The organism is Sorangium sp. So ce295, from assembly GCF_051527405.1.
Lineage (GTDB): Bacteria > Myxococcota_A > Polyangia > Polyangiales > Polyangiaceae > Sorangium > Sorangium cellulosum_B.
Window position 1 is genome coordinate 5,640,370 of sequence record NZ_CP150324.1, and the last position, 18,091, is coordinate 5,658,460.

General features: G+C 70.6%; 17 protein-coding genes. 7 read left to right on the forward strand and 10 right to left on the reverse strand.

Going from position 1 to position 18,091, the window contains the following annotated elements; genetic code table 11:
- Positions 1 to 24 precede the first annotated feature (24 nt).
- The 7 genes from fabF to WMF11_RS21325 form a co-directional block, all read right to left on the reverse strand.
- Positions 25 to 1,269 carry a beta-ketoacyl-ACP synthase II gene (fabF, locus tag WMF11_RS21295; protein ID WP_437910342.1) on the reverse strand — a complete coding sequence of 415 codons (1,245 nt, stop codon included), beginning with the start codon at positions 1,267 to 1,269 and terminating at the stop codon, positions 25 to 27.
- A gap of 127 nt (positions 1,270 to 1,396) precedes the next feature.
- Positions 1,397 to 1,651, reverse strand: a complete 255-nt coding sequence (acpP, locus tag WMF11_RS21300) for an acyl carrier protein (protein ID WP_012236444.1) — start codon at positions 1,649 to 1,651, stop codon at positions 1,397 to 1,399.
- Positions 1,652 to 1,797: 146 nt separating this feature from the next.
- Complete coding sequence (locus tag WMF11_RS21305; RefSeq protein ID WP_012236445.1) at positions 1,798 to 2,544, reverse strand: 3-oxoacyl-ACP reductase family protein; 747 nt, start codon at positions 2,542 to 2,544, stop codon at positions 1,798 to 1,800.
- Between the two features lie 6 nt (positions 2,545 to 2,550).
- Positions 2,551 to 3,492: an ACP S-malonyltransferase gene (gene fabD / locus WMF11_RS21310; RefSeq protein WP_437554282.1), complete on the reverse strand. Its 942-nt coding sequence runs from the start codon at positions 3,490 to 3,492 to the stop codon at positions 2,551 to 2,553.
- Between the two features lie 159 nt (positions 3,493 to 3,651).
- Positions 3,652 to 4,647 carry a beta-ketoacyl-ACP synthase III gene (locus tag WMF11_RS21315; protein ID WP_437554284.1) on the reverse strand — a complete coding sequence of 332 codons (996 nt, stop codon included), beginning with the start codon at positions 4,645 to 4,647 and terminating at the stop codon, positions 3,652 to 3,654.
- A gap of 88 nt (positions 4,648 to 4,735) precedes the next feature.
- Entirely contained in the window at positions 4,736 to 4,930 is a 195-nt protein-coding gene (gene rpmF, locus WMF11_RS21320; RefSeq protein ID WP_012236448.1) for a 50S ribosomal protein L32, read from the reverse strand.
- Between the two features lie 4 nt (positions 4,931 to 4,934).
- Positions 4,935 to 5,666, reverse strand: a complete 732-nt coding sequence (locus WMF11_RS21325; RefSeq protein ID WP_437910345.1) for a YceD family protein — start codon at positions 5,664 to 5,666, stop codon at positions 4,935 to 4,937.
- Positions 5,667 to 5,773: 107 nt separating this feature from the next.
- On the opposite strand from WMF11_RS21325, the gene WMF11_RS21330 reads away from it, so the two are divergent.
- The 7 genes from WMF11_RS21330 to asnB all read left to right on the forward strand — a co-directional run bounded on the left by WMF11_RS21330 (position 5,774) and on the right by asnB (position 14,260).
- Positions 5,774 to 7,126 carry a hypothetical protein gene (locus tag WMF11_RS21330; RefSeq protein ID WP_437910347.1) on the forward strand — a complete coding sequence of 451 codons (1,353 nt, stop codon included), beginning with the start codon at positions 5,774 to 5,776 and terminating at the stop codon, positions 7,124 to 7,126.
- 165 nt (positions 7,127 to 7,291) lie between these two features.
- Positions 7,292 to 7,855 (forward strand): bifunctional pyr operon transcriptional regulator/uracil phosphoribosyltransferase PyrR, encoded by a 564-nt coding sequence (gene pyrR / locus WMF11_RS21335; RefSeq protein ID WP_437554289.1) that lies wholly within the window; start codon positions 7,292 to 7,294, stop codon positions 7,853 to 7,855.
- An 8-nt stretch (positions 7,856 to 7,863) separates the two neighbouring features.
- Positions 7,864 to 8,829, forward strand: coding sequence for an aspartate carbamoyltransferase catalytic subunit (locus WMF11_RS21340; RefSeq protein ID WP_272099608.1), 966 nt, complete (start codon positions 7,864 to 7,866; stop codon positions 8,827 to 8,829).
- A gap of 189 nt (positions 8,830 to 9,018) precedes the next feature.
- Positions 9,019 to 9,993, forward strand: a complete 975-nt coding sequence (gene nadE / locus WMF11_RS21345) for an NAD(+) synthase (protein ID WP_437554291.1) — start codon at positions 9,019 to 9,021, stop codon at positions 9,991 to 9,993.
- A 383-nt stretch (positions 9,994 to 10,376) separates the two neighbouring features.
- Entirely contained in the window at positions 10,377 to 10,637 is a 261-nt protein-coding gene (locus WMF11_RS21350) for an acyl carrier protein (protein WP_012236454.1), read from the forward strand.
- A 19-nt stretch (positions 10,638 to 10,656) separates the two neighbouring features.
- Positions 10,657 to 12,246, forward strand: a complete 1,590-nt coding sequence (locus tag WMF11_RS21355) for a class I adenylate-forming enzyme family protein (protein ID WP_437873186.1) — start codon at positions 10,657 to 10,659, stop codon at positions 12,244 to 12,246.
- Between the two features lies 1 nt (position 12,247).
- Complete coding sequence (asnB, locus tag WMF11_RS21360) at positions 12,248 to 14,260, forward strand: asparagine synthase (glutamine-hydrolyzing) (RefSeq protein WP_437978722.1); 2,013 nt, start codon at positions 12,248 to 12,250, stop codon at positions 14,258 to 14,260.
- Between the two features lie 54 nt (positions 14,261 to 14,314).
- Here asnB and WMF11_RS21365 read toward each other — a convergent pair whose 3' ends face one another.
- The 3 genes from WMF11_RS21365 to WMF11_RS21375 are packed head-to-tail and all read right to left on the reverse strand — an operon-like array spanning position 14,315 to position 18,079.
- The gene (locus WMF11_RS21365) at positions 14,315 to 15,520 is read right to left on the reverse strand and encodes a lipoprotein receptor (protein ID WP_437910353.1); all 1,206 of its coding nucleotides are present in this window, start codon (positions 15,518 to 15,520) and stop codon (positions 14,315 to 14,317) included.
- Positions 15,520 to 16,506: a hypothetical protein gene (locus tag WMF11_RS21370; RefSeq protein WP_437978723.1), complete on the reverse strand. Its 987-nt coding sequence runs from the start codon at positions 16,504 to 16,506 to the stop codon at positions 15,520 to 15,522. The genes WMF11_RS21365 and WMF11_RS21370 overlap by 1 nt, the downstream gene beginning before the upstream one ends.
- A 37-nt stretch (positions 16,507 to 16,543) precedes the next feature.
- On the reverse strand, positions 16,544 to 18,079 hold the full coding sequence (locus tag WMF11_RS21375) for a protein kinase domain-containing protein (RefSeq protein WP_437910357.1): 1,536 nt from the start codon (positions 18,077 to 18,079) through the stop codon (positions 16,544 to 16,546).
- Positions 18,080 to 18,091: the final 12 nt, after the last annotated feature.

Sequence of the window (18,091 nt, forward strand, 5' to 3'; positions counted from 1 at the left end):
CGAGCCATCCGGCGCGGCGCGCGATCAGCCGTCGAACTGGGAGAACACGAGCGACACGTTGGTGCCGCCGAAGCCGAAGGAGTTCGACATCACGTGCTTCATGCGGCGCTCGCGAGAGGTGAACGGGACGTAGTCGAGGGTGCACTCGGGGTCGGGATCGTCCAGGTTGAGCGTCGGCGGCACCGCGCCGTGGCGCAGCGCGAGGGCGCAGACCGCCGCCTCGACCCCACCTGCGCCCCCGAGCAGGTGGCCCATCGCGGACTTCGTCGAGCTCACCCAGAGGCGCTTCGACGCCGCGTGATCGCCGAAGGTCTTGAGGATCGCCCGGGTCTCCTCGATGTCCCCCTGCGGGGTCGAGGTGCCGTGAGCGTTAATGTAGTCGATCGCGTCGGGCGCGAGCTTGGCGTCGTCGAGCGCCATCTTCATCGCTCGCTGCGCCCCAGCGCCGTCGGGCGCCGGCTTCGTGATGTGGTACGCGTCGCACGAGGCGCCGTACCCGACGACCTCTGCGTAGATCTTCGCGCCGCGCTTCTTCGCGTGGGAGAGCGACTCGAGCAGGAGCGACCCGGCGCCCTCGGCGCAGACGAAGCCGTCGCGTCCCTTGTCCCAGGGGCGGCTCGCCCGCTGCGGCTCCTCGTTGCGCCTCGAGAGGGCGAACATCGCGCAGAAGCCGCCGATGCCGAGGCCGGTGATCGTCGCCTCCGCGCCGCCCGTGAGCATGATGTGCGAGCGACCTCGGCGGATCCACTCGAACGCCTCACCGAGCGAGTGCGCGCTCGACGAGCACGCGCTCGTGTTGCAGTAGCTCGCGCCCCGCAGGTCGAGCGCCATCGCCACCTGCCCTGCGGCGAGGTTGGCGATGACCGTCGGGATGAAGTAGGGGCTGACCTTTTGGGGGCCCTTCTCGTGCAGCGTGATCGAGTGCTGGAACAGGTACTCGAGGCCCCCGAGGCCGACACCGATGAACGTGCCGCACTGATCGCGGTCCTCGTCGGTGAGCTCGATCCCCGCGTCCTGCATGCACATCTGCGATGCGGCGACGGAGAGCTGGGCGAAGCGGCCCATCTCCTTCACCTTCTTCTTGGGGATGTACTCTTCCGGCACGAAGCCCTTCACCTCGCCGGCGAAGCGCGTGGGAAACGTGCTCGCGTCGAAGAGGGTGATGGGTGCGATACCAGACTGACCAGCTAGCAAAGATTGCCAGGTGGCCTGGGTGCCGAGGCCATTGGGCGTGACGAGCCCGATACCGGTGATGACAACGCGTTCCATGGCTCTTCTTGCCCTAGCGCCACCACAGAGGTGAGAGCACGTGCATCGGCGAAGAGCAGAGCCTTCGCTGGCTCACGCGCCAACCCACCTCCATGGTGACGCCGCGTCCGGTAGGGCGGTGGGGACGCTACTTCTTGTCCTTGGCATTCCTTTCGATGTAGTCAATCGCGTCCTGGACAGTCCGGATCTTCTCCGTGTCCTCGTCCGGAATGTCGATCTCGAACGCCTCCTCAAACGCGAGGACAAGCTCCACCAGGCCCAGCGAATCGGCGCCCAGATCGTCGATGAAACTCGCCTCAGGCTTGATGTCCTTCTCGTCGACGTCGAGCTGTTCCTTGATGATCCGCTTTACTTCGGCCGTGATGTCGCGACCTTCAGCCATGGTATTCCTCCCGGGAAAACGGAACCCCTAGTAGCCCATCGCCATCAGCGTTGCACCATCGAATTACCTGCGACCGCTTTTTTCGTGTGCGCCTGGTTTGCCGCTGTGCGTGACGCCTGGCAGCCGGGGTCCTCAAGCCAGCGCTCTCACACGTACATCCCGCCGTTGACGCGCAGCGTCTCGCCCGTCACGTAGCTTGCCTCGTCGGAGCATAGGAATGCGATCGCCGCGGCGACCTCCTCGGCTCGGCCCGTGCGCCCGAGCGGGACCATCTTCGTCAGCCCCTCTTTCATCTCCGCGCTGATCGTCGTCGTCATGTCGGTGTCGATGAACCCGGGCGCCACGGCGTTGACCGTGATGCCGCGCCCCGCGTACTCGCGGGCGAGCGACTTCGTCACGCCGAGCAGGGCCGCCTTCGTCGCGGCATAGGCCGCCTGGCCGACGTTGCCCATCTCCGCCACAACGCTGGAGAGGAAGACGATGCGGCCCGTGCGCGCGCGCATCATGACCTTGGTCGCCGCGCGCGCGGACGCGATCGAGCCCTTCACGTTCACGGCGAAGAGGCGATCGAGGTCTTCCTCCTTGATCCGCAGGAGCAGGCCGTCGATCGCAATCCCCGCGTTCGCGACGAGGATGTCCAGCCGGCCAAGGCGCTTCGCCGCCTCGGCGATGGCCGCCTCCGTCGCCGGCAGGTCCGCGACGTCGAACCCGAGCGCCTCGGCCTTCCCGCCGCGCGCGGTGATCGCATCGACGACCGCGCGCGCTTCGGCCTCTCCGCGCACGTAGTTGACGATCACGTGCGCGCCCTGCGCCGCGAGCGCCTCCGACGCGGCACGCCCGATTCCCCGCGATCCACCCGTGACGATCGCAACTTTGCCCGTAAGGTCGAACATCGATGCCTATGCCTCCGAAAGGAACGCGCTAACGCGCTCAATCCCCGCCATGTCGCTCACGCTGAGCACCTTGATCTGCTTCGTGATCCGCTTCACCAGCCCGGCCAGCACCTTGCCAGGGCCGATCTCGAGGGCGTGCGTCACGCCATCCTCTGCCATGCGCTCGATCGTGCGCATCCACTGCACGGTGCCATCGATCTGGCGCAGGAGGAGCGACCGCACCCGCTCCGGATCGGCGTTCGGCGCGGCGTCGACGTTCGCGATCACGGGGAAGGCGAGCGGCATCAGCTGCGTGCGCTCCAGCTCGGGGCGCAAGCGTTCGGCCGCAGGCCGCATCAGCGCGCAGTGGAACGGAGCGCTCACCTTGAGCGGGATGGCCTTGCCGCCGCGGGCGACGGCGAGCTCGCCCGCGCGCGCGACCGCGCCGGCGTGCCCGGCGATCACGATCTGCCCCGGCCCGTTGTAGTTCGCCGGAGCGACCACCTCGCCCTGCGCCGCCTCGGCGCAGATCGCGAGCACCACCTCCTGGTCGAGCGCGATGAGCGCCGCCATGGCCCCCTCGCCCGCCGGTACGGCCTCCTGCATGGCGCTGCCCCGGATCCGGCAGAGCCTTACCGCGTCCTCGATCTCTAGCGCGCCGGCGGCGACCAGCGCGCTGTACTCGCCGAGCGAGTGGCCAGCCGCGTACAGCGGCGGATCGAGGTTGGGCAGGTGCTCGATGAGGGCCGCGGCCACGGCGCAGCTCGTCGCGACGATGGCGGGCTGGGTGTTGCTCGTCTGCGTCAGCGCCTCCATCGGCCCCTCGAAGCAAAGCCGCGAGATCGGCTCGCCGAGCGCCGCGTCCGCCCGCGCGAACGCGCCGCGCGCGGCCGCCGAGACCTCCGCGAGGGCCTTGCCCATCCCCACCTCTTGCGCCCCTTGCCCTGGAAACAGCCAAGCGATTTTCACGTTTGCCCTCAATTCCAAGCCAGGGAGGCGGACGTCGTCCGTCCCCCGAACCACGTCATGCGGCCGGCGCGCGCGAGACTACCTCAGGCCGGATCGCCCGGCGAGCTCAAGCTAACGCGCAGACCTCGACCGCAACGCGGGCACACGCGCATGGCCCGCTCACATCCGGATGACGGACGCGCCCCAGGAGATGCCGGCGCCGAGCGCGCAGAACAGGACGTTTTGCCCCGGCTTGATGCGCCCGTCGCGCACCGCCTCGTCGAGGGCGATGGGGATCGATGCGCTCGAGGTGTTGCCGTACTCCTCGATGTTGAGCACGAACCTCTCCAGAGGGAGGCTGAGCCGCGCGGCGACCTGGCTGATGATCCGCAGGTTCGCCTGATGGGCGACGACCCAGTCCAGGTCGCCGGCCGCCATGCCCGCCGTGTCGAGCGCGATCAGCGAGGCGCTGGAGAGGTTCTTCACGGCGACCTTGAAGATGTCCTGCCCCACCATGTGGACCTTGTTGCGGCTCTGCTCGATGCCCTCGGGCGTCAGCGGCTCGGCCGTGCCGCCGCCCGGGATGACCAGCGAGTTCGCGAGCGTGCCGTCGCTGAAGATCCGCGTCGAGATGATGCCCCTGCCGTCGCCCGACGCAGGCCCGAGCACGACCGCGCCCGCGCCGTCGCCGAACAGGACGCACGTCGTGCGATCCTTCCAGTTCAGGATGCGCGAGAGCAGCTCGACGCCGATCACGAGGACGTGCCGGGCCACTCCGTTCGCGATGAACTGATCGGCGATCGTGAGGCCGTAGACGAAGCCCGCGCAGGCCGCCGAGATGTCGAACGCGGGGATCTCCTGAGCGCCGAGCTTCTGCTGCACGTACACGGCGCAGGAGGGCATCGGGGTGTCGCCGCTGATCGTCCCGACGATGATCATGTCGAGGTCAGCCGCCGAGAGCCCGGCGGCCTCCAGCGCAGAGCGGCCGGCCGCGGCGGCCATGTCGCTCGTGAGCTCTCCCTCGGCAGCGATATGACGTCGACGAATCCCCGTTCGCTCGCTGATCCAGCTGTCGGAGGTGTCGACGATCTTCTCGAGATCGGTGTTGTGCACGACTCGGGCGGGCGCGTAGCTGCCCGTCCCGAGGATGCGGCTCCTCGGCTGCGGGGAGCTCATGCGACGGCCCCTCGCGCGTCCGCGCGAGCCGGCGCCGCGCCCAGGTGCGCGGGCGCAGCGTTCGCGCGCGCCGGCGCACCCGCGCCCGTCATGAGGCCGCGGTCGCCTTGGTCGCCTTCGCCTTGCGCCCGTTGTAGTGCCCGCATGCGCCACAGGCGCGGTGCGGGAGCCGGGCTTCCCCGCAGTTCTCGCAAGAGACGAGCTGGACGGGGGTCACCTTGTCGTGGTTGGCGCGCCGCATGTCGCGCTTGCTGGGGGTGGTTTTCCTCTTGGGGACGGCCACGGAACTACTCCTTCTTGGTCTTCTTCTTCGGTGTCCCGGCCTTGGCCGGGGGGGACGATGCAGGTTGCGCGCGCCTGTCAGAGCCGCTGGGCTTCTGTCCAAGCTTCTCTCGGAGCGCGCTGAGCGGCGCGAGCCGCGGGTCGAGGCCTGGAGCGGCCTCATCCTCCTCCGCCGCCCCGCGGACGAGGGACGAGGAGCCGCCTTCGCGGTCCTCTCGGGACGCGGCAGGACCGATACCCGGGCAAGCCTCCGAGCACAAGGGGAAGTTCGGCATCTCGAGGAGAATGGCCTCGCGGATGAACGGATCGAGCGCGACCGTCTCGCCGTCGTACGTGTCGACGTCGGCCTCGTCCGCCGTGAACTCGTACTCCGGCTCCTTGACCTTGCTGGCCCCAGGCTTCGCCGCGCCGTTGCGGGCAGCGTCGTCCCGCCGGTGGCCGTGACCGTGGCCGTCCGCCTTCGGGGCAGGACGCAAGAGGAGCGAGAGCTCGGCGTCGACGTCCAGCGCGGCAGGGGCAAGGCACCGCGCGCAGGGCGTGGCGACGGGCGCCTTGACGCGGCCGCGCACGACGATCTCGTTCCCCGTCCGCGAGAGGCGGGCCGAGAGGTGACCTGGCGCGCGCCCGGTGACGTCGGCGTCAGCGAGCGCCGCGTTCATCCAGTCGAGTGGCAGCGGCATGTCCAGCGAAATACCGGAGATGTCGATGTCATTGGCAGAGACGGCAAACTGGGACATGGGGTTCCGGGCCAGTGAAAGCGGAGCGTTTAGCGCGGGGTGCGTTGGCTCGCAAGAACGACCGGCGGCCGCCGTCACATCAGGCTGCATGGTAGCGTCGCCCGCGCATGGACCGTAGCGCCACGCCCGAGGCCCGGCGCCAGCCGCCGCCGCCGCCGCCGGGCTCCGCCGATCGGCGGCCGGAACCTTCAGGGGAAGCACGGCGCGCAGGCCGCCGCGCAGCGGTCGCGATCGCCCTCTACGCGCTCGTGACGCTCGCGTACGCCGTGAGCTCCTCCCGCGAGATCTTCGCGGCCCACACGCCCTATAACCACTACGCGTTGCTCGCGGAGGCGTGGCTCCACGGCCGCCTCGATCTCGGCGGACCGCCGCCGGCGCACGCGGGCGGCAACGACTTCGCCGTATTCGACGACCGCTACTACGTCAGCTTCCCCCCCTTCCCCGCGGTCCTCATCGCGCCGCTCGTCAAGCTCGCCGGCAGCGCGGAGCGCGTGCGCGACGGGCAATTCTTCCTGGCCTTCGCCGGCGTCGGGCCCGCTGTCCTCTTCCTCGCGCTGGAGAAGCTCTCGGCCTCGCGCCGCAGCCACCGCACGCAGGCCGAGAACGTCGCGCTCTCGCTGCTCTTCGCGCTCGGGAGCGTCTACTGGTTCAGCGCGGTGCAAGGGACGGTGTGGTTCGCGGCGCACGTCGTCGGCGTCGCGCTGGCGTGCGTCTATCTCTACTGCGCGCTCGAGGCCGCCCATCCGCTCGCCGCGGGCCTCGCCCTGGGCCTCGGCTTCGCGACCCGCACGCCGCTCGGCTTCGCCCTGCCGCTGTTCTTGTTCGAGGCGCTCCGCGTGGACCGCTCGGACCCGCGCGCCCTCGTGCGCCGGCTCGCCCTGTTCGCCGCGCCGGCGGCGCTCGTGCTCTCGGCGCTGCTCTGGCACAACCACGCGCGCTTCGGCGACGCGGCCGAGTTCGGCCACCGGTACCTCCACATCGCGTGGCGCGCGCGGATCGAGAAGTGGGGGCTCTTCTCGTACCACTACCTGCCGCGCAACCTCGCGGTGGTGCTCACCGGCCTGCCGTACACCCACGTGCAGGGCGCCCCCTTCCAGATCAACGCGCACGGGCTCGCGCTCTGGGTGACCACGCCGATCTACGCGTGGGCCCTCTGGCCCCGACGGACGCCGCCCCCGTTCTGGGCGCTCGCCGCCACGGTGTCCGCGGTCGCGCTGCCGAGCCTCCTCTACCAGAACACCGGCTGGCTCCAGTTCGGCTACCGCTTCTCCAACGATTTCGCCCCGTTTCTCTTCGCGATGATCGCCGTCTCCGGACGCCGCTTCAGCGCGCCGTTCTACGCGCTCGGCGCGGCCGCGATCGCCGTCAACGGGTTCGGCGCGCTCACGTTCCAGCGCGCGGGCTTCGAGCGGTTCTACTTCGTCGAGCGCACCCAGCGGGTCCTGCACCAGCCCGACTGAGGCCGCCCGCGCCTCCGCGACGCTGCCGCGACGCCGCGCCGAGCGCGCTCCTCCCCCTCAGCACGGCCGGAACGCCCGCGCTCCCTCGGGCGCGCGGGCGTTCCGGCGGGCGGCGCACGCGGGCCTTGGGTGCAGGGCGCTCGCCGTGCTAGCCCTCGCCGCGCCATGGAAGCTCTGCTCGACCCGGCCGCCATCGGGCGCGGCCTGCGGCGTATCGCGCTCCAGATCGCCGAGCGCGGCCGCGGCGTGGAAGATCTGGCGCTCATCGGGATCCGACGGGGCGGTGAGCCGCTGGCCAAGCGGCTGGCCGCGCTGCTCCTCGAGATCGAGGGGCACGCGCCGCCGGTCGGCGCCGTCGACATCACGCTCTACCGCGACGACGCCGCGACCGCCCTGCCGAACCCGCGCATCGGGCCCAGTCACATCTCCTTCCCCGTCGACGGCCGGCGCATCGTGCTGATCGACGACGTGGTCTACACCGGTCGCACCATCCGCGCGGCGCTCGACGCGGTGCTCGACTACGGGCGACCGCAGCGGATCGAGCTCGTCGCGCTCGTCGATCGCGGCGGCAGGGAGTTGCCGATTCACCCCGACTACATCGTCCGCGCGGTCGAGCTCGCCCCCGGGCAGCGCATCGACGTCGTGGAGCGCGCGGGCGAGCTCTGGGCTCTCGTCACCGCCGCCGGCACAAAGCTCTCGGAGCCCCCCCCGCCACCGGAAGGAACGTAAGCCAGCGCATGAGGAGGATCTACCCGCACCGACACCTGCTCGGCATCGAGGGTCTCTCGCGTACCGAGATCGTGGCCCTCCTGGACGCCGCCGAGTCGCTCTTCGACGTCTCCCGGCGGAGCGTGCGCAAGGTGCCCACGCTCCGCGGCAAGACGGTCGTGAACCTCTTCTACGAGCCGTCGACGCGCACGCGGACGTCGTTCGAGCTCGCGGGCAAGCGGCTCAGCGCCGACGTCATCAACATCAGCGTCTCCACCTCGAGCGCGGTCAAGGGGGAGTCGCTGCTCGACACGGTGCAGAACCTCCAGGCGATGCAGCCGGACGTGCTGGTCATCCGGCACGCCGCGTCGGGGGCGCCGCACCACGTCGCCGCGCACACGCGCGCCGCGGTCGTCAACGCGGGGGACGGCACGCACGAGCACCCGACGCAGGCGCTGCTCGACGCGTTCACGATCCGGCGCGCCAAAGGCCGACTCGAAGGGCTGGAGGTCGCCATCTGCGGCGACATCGTCCACAGCCGCGTGGCCCGGTCGAACGCGCACCTGCTCACGACGATGGGCGCGCGGGTCCGCTTCGCCGGCCCGCGCACGCTCCTGCCGATCGCGGGCGAGTCGCTCGGCGCGACGGTCTACGATCGGATCGAGCCCGCCCTCGAAGGGGCCGACGTGGTCATGATGCTGCGCGTGCAGCGCGAGCGGCTGAGCGGCAGCTTCCTGCCCAGCACGCGCGAGTACAGCCGCACGTTCGGGCTGAACCCGGCCCGGCTCGCGCTCGCCAAGCCAGACGCGATCGTGATGCACCCGGGGCCGATGAACCGCGGCGTGGAGATCGATCCGCGCGTCGCGGACGGCGCACAGAGCGTGATCCTCGACCAGGTCGAGGCCGGCGTCGCGGTCAGGATGGCCGTGCTCTGGATCCTGGCCGCGGAGGCCAACGAGTTCTCCGCGACCGGCGAGCCACGGCCCGCGCCCTGACAACCGCCCCAGCCGTCCGGGCGCGGCGGCGCAGCCGGGGCAGGCGGACGCCCTGGCCCACCGAACCATGAAAGACGCGGCCCCGCGCGCGGCTCCTCCCCGGCATACGCCTGCTCGCAGCGAACAGGGTTCCCTGTTGCGTCTCGTTTTAATAGGCTGGTCCATCTTTTTGAAAGGGTGGAGCCAACCATGTTTTCGCGAGACGTCCTCAGGATCGATGCCCCGGCGGTAGCGCAAGAGATCGAGCAGGCCATCCGGGATCAGGTGTTCGGTACGCTGCGGCGGCGCGGGGCCGTGGTCGGGATCTCGGGCGGGATCGACAGCTCCGTCGTCTCGACGCTGTGCGTCCGCGCGCTCGGCAAGGACAAGGTGCTGGGCATCTTCATGCCCGAGCGCGACACCTCCGATGACGCGCTCCGCCTCGGCAAGTTGCTCGCCGAGGGGCTCGGCATCGAGGCGGTCATCGAGAACATCAAGCCCGCGTTGACCGGCCTCCGCTGCTACGAGCGGCAGGACGAGGCGATCCGGATGGTCTACCCGGACTACAACGAGAGCTGGAAGTTCAAGATCACGCTTCCCTCGATCCTCGAGAGCGACAGGCTGAACGTCTCGCAGCTGACGGCGCAGCCGCCCGGCGAGGAGCCGCGCGTGAAGCGGATGCCCCTGAACGCGTACCTGCAGCTCGTCGCCGCGACGAACTTCAAGCAGCGCATCCGCAAGATGATGGAGTACTACCACGCGGACAGGCTCAATTACGCCGTCGCCGGCACGCCGAACCTGCTCGAGTACGATCAGGGCTTCTTCGTCAAGCAGGGCGACGGCGCCGCGGACTTCAAGCCGATCGCGCACCTGTACAAGAGCCAGGTCTACGCGCTCGCCGAGTACATCGGCGTCCCTGCCGACATCCGCAGGCGCGCGCCGACGACGGACACGTTCTCGATGCCGCAGGGGCAGGACGAGTTCTACTTCGCGCTCCCCTACGACAAGATGGACCTCTGCCTGTACGCCTACAACAACAACGTCCCGGCCGCGGACGCGGCGTCTGCCGTCGGCATCACGCCGCAGCAGGTCGAGCGCGTGTTCAAGGACATCGAAGCCAAGCGCCGGGTGGCGCAGTACCTCCACGCGCAGCCGCAGCTCGTCCGCGATCAGGGCCACGCCTGACGAGCCGCGCCGTCGGACGACGCGCGCCGCTGTCAACGGCATTCTCAGCCTGGTACGCCGTGCCCCGGTCGTGAAACCCGCCGGAAACAGCGCGGAGCCTCGATGACATCCACTCACGTTAACGACGGCGACGGACGGGCTCGCAGCGAGATCGTCAGTCGCCAATCTCACCTCCGCGGCGCGCCCTGGCGGCGGCTTTCGAACGCGGACGGCACGGGGAACACCGAACGCGAACGAGCACGGACGCGTGCGCGCGTGCGTGACGTGCGTGCGTGAACGATGAGCCGCAACCGCGTCCTGCCGCGATCCGCGCGCTGGCCGTCGCTCCGCGGAGTGTTCTCGACAGGAAAGCCGGGGGGGTGATAGACGTGGAGACTACCTCCATGAGCACTTCCAGCATCGAATCGACGATTCGCAACTTCCTGGTCACCTCGTTCGGATACCGGGGCGCTACCGCCGATCTCGGGTCCGAGGTCGCTTTGCTCGATCAAGGGATCCTGGACTCGACGGCCGTCCTCGAGATCGTTCAGTTCCTCGAGCAGGATCTCGGCATCCAGGTCGCCGACGAGGAGATGGTGCCGGAGAATTTCGGCTCGATCGCCAGGCTCGTCACCTACGTGAGCGGGAAGAAGAGCAGCAACTAGCCCGAACCCCGGGGGGCGCATGAGCACGCAGCACACCGCTCGTCGCGATCCGCGCTCGGATCGCTTCCTCATCGACTCCGCGCTGCGATCGTTCGCCGCCTCTCGCCCCGACCACGTCGCGCTGGTCTGCGAGGGACGGCGGATCACGTACCGGGAGCTGGACGCGCTGGCCGATCGCTGCGCCGCCCTGTTCCGCGAGGCGGGCGTGCAGCGCGGCGATCGCGTCATGGTCGCGCTCGACAACGGCGTGGACGCGGTCGTCGCGTACTACGGAGCGCTCCGGGCCGACGGCGTGCCGTCGCTGCTCGGCACCGCGATGCGACCGCGGCGCCTCGGCCAGGTGATGGAGCTCGCGGGCCCCCGCGTGCTCGTGGCGGCGCGCGGCATGCGCGAGAGCCTCGCCGCCGTGGCCGAGCTCCCGCCCGGCGCGAGGCCGGCGGCGACGTTCCTGAGCGGCGCGGCTCCCCCGGCCGCTGCAGGGCCCCCGCCCGACGGGCGCGACTTCCAGGAGGCCCTGGCCGGCGCGCCTGGCGAGCCCCCTGCGCGCCGCGCGATCGAGCTCGACCTGGCGACGCTCTGCTGGACGAGCGGCAGCACGGGCGAGTCGAAGGGGGTCATGCTGACGCACCAGAACCTCCGCAACAGCACCGCGGCCATCGGCGCGTACCTCGAGCACACGGCGGACGACGTGATCCTCTGCGTGCTGCCGCTGTCGCACACCTACGGGCTCTTCCAGCTGCTCGTGACCCACGCGTTCGGCGGGACCGTCGTGCTCGAGAAGGGCTTCTCCATGCCGTGGCCCATCGTCCAGCGGATGGCCGAGGAGCGGGCGACCGGCTTCGCGGGCGTGCCGACGATCTTCGCGTCGATGCTCTCGCTCAAGAACTTCGCGAAGGCCGATCTCTCGGCGCTCCGGTACATGACGAACGCCGCGTACGGGCTCCCGGCGCCGCAGCTCCTGCGCCTCCGCGAGCTCCTGCCCAACGTCTCCTTCTTCGCGATGTACGGCCAGACCGAGTGCACGCGCGTCTGCTACCTGCCGCCCTCCCTGGCGCTCGAGCGGCCATCCTCCGTGGGCATCGCGATGCCGAACGAGGAGCTCTGGATCGAGCGAGAGGACGGCACGCACGCGGAGCCGGGCGAGGTGGGCGAGCTCGTCGTGCGCGGGCCGAACGTGATGCGCGGCTACTGGAGGAACCCCGACGCGACCGCGCGCGCGCTCCGGCCGGGGCCCCTCCCGGGCGAGGTCGTGCTCCACACCGGCGACCTCTTCAAGATGGACGAGGACCGGTACCTCTATTTCGTCGCGCGCAAGGACGACATCATCAAGACCCGCGGCGAGAAGGTGAGCCCCCTCGAGGTCGAGTCGGTGATCTGCAAGGTCCCGGGCGTCGTCGAGGCGGCGGTCGTCGGCGTGCCGGATCAGGTGCTCGGGGTCGCGGTGAAGGCCGCCGTGGTGAAGGCCCCTGACGCCGCGGTGACCGCCGACGACGTCCGCAAGAAGGTGCGGTCCGAGCTCGACGAGGTCGCCGTGCCCAAGTTCGTCGAGTTCATGGATTCGCTCCCCAAGACGGCGAGCGGCAAAGTCAAGAAGAGCGAGCTCATCTGATATGTGCGGTATCGCCGGCCTCATCAACCTACGCACCGACGCGCCGAACCCCGACCGCGAGCTCGCCCTCAAGATGGCGCGGGCGCTCCGCCACCGCGGCCCTGACGGCTTCGGCATCTACCGCGATCGCCACGTCGCGCTCGCCCACTCGCGCCTGTCGATCATCGACCTCGACGGCGGCTGGCAGCCGATGGCCAACGCCGAGGAGACGCTCTGGGTCTGCTTCAACGGCGAGATCTTCAACTACATCGAGCTCCGCGAGGAGCTCACGGCGAAGGGCCATCACTTCCGGACCAAGAGCGACACCGAGGCGCTGATCCACGCCTACGCCGAGTACGGCGAGGCCATGGTCGATCGGCTGAACGGCCAGTGGGCGTTCGTCATCTGGGACGTCCAGCGGAGGCGCGCGTTCTTCTCGCGCGACCGCGTCGGCATCAACCCGCTCTTCTGGACGGTCCACCGCGGCGTCCTCCGGTTCGCCAGCGAGGTGAAGTCGCTCTTCCAGGACCCCACCATCCCCCGCGCGATCTCCCGCGAGGGCCTCGACGAGGCGCTGACGTTCTGGGCGCCGATCGCCCCGCTCACGCCGTACGAGGGCATCCAGCAGATCCCGCCGGGCGCGGTGGCGACGCTCGATCTCGATCGCGACGTGGCGCCGCGCGTCTCGGTCCGCTTCCGCCCCGAGTTCCCCGTCGGGCGCGCGCCCGGCGGCGACGAGGCGGGGCTCGTGTCCAGCGTGCGCGAGGCGGTCCGCGGCGGCTCGACGATCCGCCTGCGCGCCGACGTCCCCGTCGGCAGCTACCTGAGCGGCGGGCTCGACTCCACGATCGTCGCGGCGCTCATCGCCTCGAACCGCGAGGTGCCGCTGCGCACGTTCTCGGTCGAGTTCGCCGAGCGCGAGTTCGACGAGGCCGAGTACCAGCGCGCCGCCGTGGCGCACCTCGGCACGTCGCACGCGTCGATCCAGTGCGGTGACGCCGACATCGCCGGCGTCTTCCCGGAGGTCGTCTACCACGCCGAGGCCCCGCTCCTGCGCACCGCCCCGGCGCCGCTGTTCATCCTGGCGCGCCTCGTCCGGCAGAGCGGCTACCGCGTGGTGCTGACGGGCGAGGGCGCCGACGAGTTCTTCGCCGGGTACGACATCTTCCGCGAGGACCGGGTACGCCGCTTCTGGGCGCGCCACCCGGACAGCAAGCTCAGGCCGCAGCTCCTCCTCCGGCTCTACCCCTACCTGCAGCGGTCGCCTGTCGCGCAGGTCGAGATGGCCAAGGCCTTCTTCGGGAGGAACCTCGCGCAGACGGACGACCCGTTCTACTCCCACCGCCCGCGCTGGGACGCCACGAGCCGCATCAAGCTGATGCTCGATCCCGCGATGCGCGAGGGCATCGGCGACACCGCCGCGGCCGATCGCCTGAGGGAGCAGCTGCCGCGCGACTTCATGCGCTGGACGCCGCTCGCGCGCGCGCAGTACCTGGAGATCACGACGCTGCTCTCCGGCTACCTGCTCTCCTCGCAGGGCGAGCGCATGATGATGGCGAACTCGGTCGAGGGGCGCTTCCCGTTCCTCGATCCCAACGTGATGGACGTGGCGGACGCGCTGCCGGACGCGCTCAAGCTCCGCACCCTCGACGAGAAGCACGTGCTGAAGCGCGCGATGGGCGATCTCCTGCCGCCCGGCGTCCTCGCGCGGAAGAAGCAGCCGTACCGCGCGCCCGTGGTGCAGCCTTTCTTCGGGAGCGGGACGCCGGACTATGTCGAGGCGTGCCTGTCGCCGGATGCCATCAAGGACGCCGGCATCTGGCAGGCGCAGCCCGTCGCGGCGCTCGTCGCGAAGTGCCGCAAGACCGGCGGCAAATCGATGAGCAACACCGACGACATGGCGTTCTGCGCGATCCTCTCCACGCAGCTCATGGCGCGCGACATCCTCCAGGGCGCGCGCGTCGTCTCGGCCGCCGACGACACGTCAGGTCGGCTGGGCGTCGACGTCGATCGGGTGCGCGACGCCGCAGGCTGAGCGGGCGCGCTCGGCCCCGCGCTGAGCAAGCGCGGGGCGCATGCGGGCCGCCCCTCAGCGGGGGAGCTTGCGTATCGTGCCGCTGCTCTCGTCTGCCCAGTACACGAACCCGCCAGCGACCGCGATCCCGCGCGGGGTGCCGCCCTCGTACAGCGGCCGCGCCCTTGCCATGCCGTCCTTGCGCTTCCGCATCACGCGGGGGGACCCCTGATCGGTCCAGTAGACGAACTCATCGAGCCCATCCACGGCGATGCAGTCGGGGGACGCATGCGCCACGTCATCATCCTCGACGGCCGTCCAGACGGCCACCGCGTCCTCCGAGCCGTCCTTTGGCGCCCTCATGACGGCAGACAGCTCGCTCGCGTGATCCCCGCGCGGGCTGTTGGTCCAGTAGACGTGGTCGTCGTCCACGGCGATGGCGTACGGAAACAGCTGCTCGTCGGCCAGCCGCTTCGTGTCGCCGGTCTGCCGATGCGTCTGGTTCACCGTGCCGCGCAGGCTCCTGTCGACCCAGTACACGTGCTCTTGATCGAGCGCGATGAGGTGCGGCGAAGCATCGCTGACCTCGAGGAACTCGTCGTCCGCCCATTCGCCGGGCATCAGGATCTGGCCGATGAGGCTCCCGTCGCCCGGCGTGCCGATGCCAGCCGCGCGCTGCGCCCAGAACACCGCGTTGTCGTCCGCAGCCACGCCGAGGGTCGCGAAGTCCGAGTCGAAGAGGACCTCTGGCGCGCGTGCTCCGTTGCGGTCCACCATCAAGACGTCCTTGTCGTTGAGGTTGGACCAGAAGACGCCGTGCTGGTTGACGGCGATCCCGTACGGAGCGTTCTGGCCGACGGCGAGCGTCGTGACGGCTCCGCCGAAGACCGACACCTTTTGCACGCTGCCGTCCGTGCCTTCGCCGGCGGTCCAGTAGACCTCGCCCTGGTAGACGGTGAGGAGGTTCGCGTTCGGAGCCTCGATGGTGGGAAACCCGCGCGCGATCTCCGTGGCCCCGCTGCAGCCGGTCGCGCTGCACGTCCCGCCGTCCAGGCACACCGCGCCGCAAGCGCCGCAGTTCTGGGGGTCGTCGAGCAGGTTCACCTCGCAGTCGTCGGGGTTGCCGTCGCAGTCCGCCGTGCCGGTCGCGCACGCATCGGATCCACCGGCCGAGCTCGCGCCGGCTTCGCTCACCGTGAAGTCCCCGAGCACGCTGGTGCATGCCGCGGCGGTCATGATGGCAACGCAGACCATCGAGCCGATTCCGAACGCCTGGCGCATCAGAAACTCCCCTTCGCTCCCGCGGAGCCGAGCCCGATCACGGGCGTGATCGATATCCCGGCGCGCTGCGGCGATCTCGGCGCTGTGAGCAGCAGGAACGCCCCCGCGCCGACGCCCACCGCGCCGATCGCGAACCCGATCGTCGAGAGGGTACCCATCGCGTGGTAGCTGTCGATATCGCCCTTGAGCGACGGGTCGCACCGGCTGGCAGGGCAGCGCCCCGAGAGATCGCCGTGCTTGCCGAGCGCGAGCACGCCGCCGACGGCGCCGGCCGCGAGCCCTGCGCCGCCGAGCCCGAACGCGGCGATCGCCAGCACCGTGCGGCTGCTGCCGCCGGAACCGGAAGCAGGAGCGCCCTGGTCTGGCCGCGGCGCCACCGGCGGACTCGGCTTGACCGGAGGCGGCGCGACCGGCTTGAGCTCGAGCGCGACGGTCTCGCTGGCGCCCTCGGCGAGCGTCACCTTCACCTCGAGCGGAGCGAACCCCGCGGCCGCCGCCCGGACGACGTGGTCGCCTGGATCGACCGGCCGCCGGACCCCGAGCGCGGCGCGCGGCACCGGCGCATCGTCGATCGTGACGGCGGTGGTGTCCGGCCCGATCACCGAGATGAGCACCTGCGGGATCCGGGGCGTGAGCGCGTCGAGCTCGCGTTGAGCGGCCGCGATCGCCTCGAAGAACTGCTCGGGCGATTTCTCCGGCACCCCCTCGCGGAGGATGCGGCTGTACGACTCCTGGGCCGCGATCCACTGGCCCACGCCCACCTGGGCGCGGGCTACGCCGAGCAACAGCGTCGGCGCGTGGATGATGGCGTCGGCGCGGCTGAACCGATCGAGCGCGGCCGCGAAGTCCCTTCGTTCGAGGGCCTCCTGCCCCTCCACGGCGAGCGAGCGCGCGGTCGCGCGATCAGCGTCCGAGACCTGCGCCAGCGCGGCGGGCGTGAAGGTCAGGGCGAGCAGCAAGGAAGCGATCCCGAGTCGACGAGCCATACGTAAGGAGGTCCGGGCGAAGTGCTGCAGGTGAACGTCAGATGCCGAAGTCCGTCGGCTTCGGCTTGCGGCGGACGCTCCCCGGCGGCGCGGGGGAGCGCGGCTTCGCCTGAGCGGGCTGAGCCGATGGCGCACGCGGGCCGCTCGCCGGCGTCGCAGACGCCGTCGCCGAGGCCGCAGCCGTCGAGGCCACAGAGGGGGGCGGCTCCGGCGCCTGCGCGGAGGCGGTGGCCGGCGCCACGACGTCGGGCCCCCGCGGCGCATCGGCCACCGAAGCCGTGGGAGCCGGCTGCGCGAGCGGTTGCCCCGTCGCGTCAGGGCTCCCGCCGCGCAGGGCGAAGAACGCGACGGCCATGAGAGCGACCGCGCCCGCCGCCACGGCGGCGAGCGCGCGTCCGACGACCGGCCGTCGCGCCGGGGGAGACACCACCGAGACCAGCGCGCTGGTGGTCTGCGGCCGCATCTGGCGGCCGGCCATCGCGGACGCGGCCTCCGCGGCTCCCGGCGAGGCCACCGTCGCGCCGGGCCCAGCCGAGGTCCGCGCAGCCTCGCCGTCCGCCGAGGCGATCAGCGTGACCGCGTCCCCGAACGAAGGCGCCGCGCTGTCGGGCCCCGCGTCGGGGAGCGCCGCGCTCTCCCTCGATCGTGGCGCGAACCCGAGCTCCACCGAGATGCGCTCGCCGGACACGCGGAACGGGCCGACGATGCTCGTCCTGGACTCGAAGCTCTCGCTCGCGATGTCGAGCGCGAGCGCGAGCGCGTCGCAGAACTCCTTCGCGCTCTGGAACCGCGCGTCGGGCTCGCGCGACGCCGCGCGGGCCCACCAGGCGTCGAAGCCAGGCGGCACGGGCGCGAATTGCGACGGCACGGGCAGCGGCTTGACCATGATCTTGAGGAGCAGATCGCCGAATGCCTCGCTGTTGAACGGGAGCTTGCCGGTGAGGCACTCGAACACGACGACGGCCAGCGACCAGAGATCCGAGCGGTGATCGATGCGCTTGGTGCCCTGCGCCTGCTCCGGGCTCATGTACGCGGGCGTCCCGAGCAGCGAGCCGGTCTTCGTGGTGGAGGTGACCTGCGGCGTGCTGTCCTTCGCGATGCCGAAATCGAGCACCTTGGCGATCTCCCTGTCGTCGTCCCGGACGAGGAAGATGTTGGCCGGCTTGAGATCGCGATGGACCAGGCCGCTCGCGTGAGCCTTGGTGAGGGCGCGCGCCACCTGCGCCGTGATCGCCATGGTGTCGTGCGGGTCGAGCCGCCCCACGCGCTGGATGCGGGTGTCGAGGTCCTCCCCCTCGAGGTACTCCATCGCGATGTACGGCGTCCCCTGCCATACGCCGTGGTCGAGGATCTGCACGACGTGCGGGCTGCGGATCTGCGCGGCGACCTTCGCCTCACGCTCGAACCGGTGCCGCACCTCCTTGGAGACGCCCTGCGCGTTCATGAACTTGATCGCGCACGGGATGTCGAGGCCGAGGTGCTGAGCGAGCCACACCGAACCCATCCCGCCTTGCCTGAGCGGACGCACCAGGCGGAAGCGATCGGCAACGGTGTTCCCCGCGGCGGGTGTCACGCAGCCTCCCAG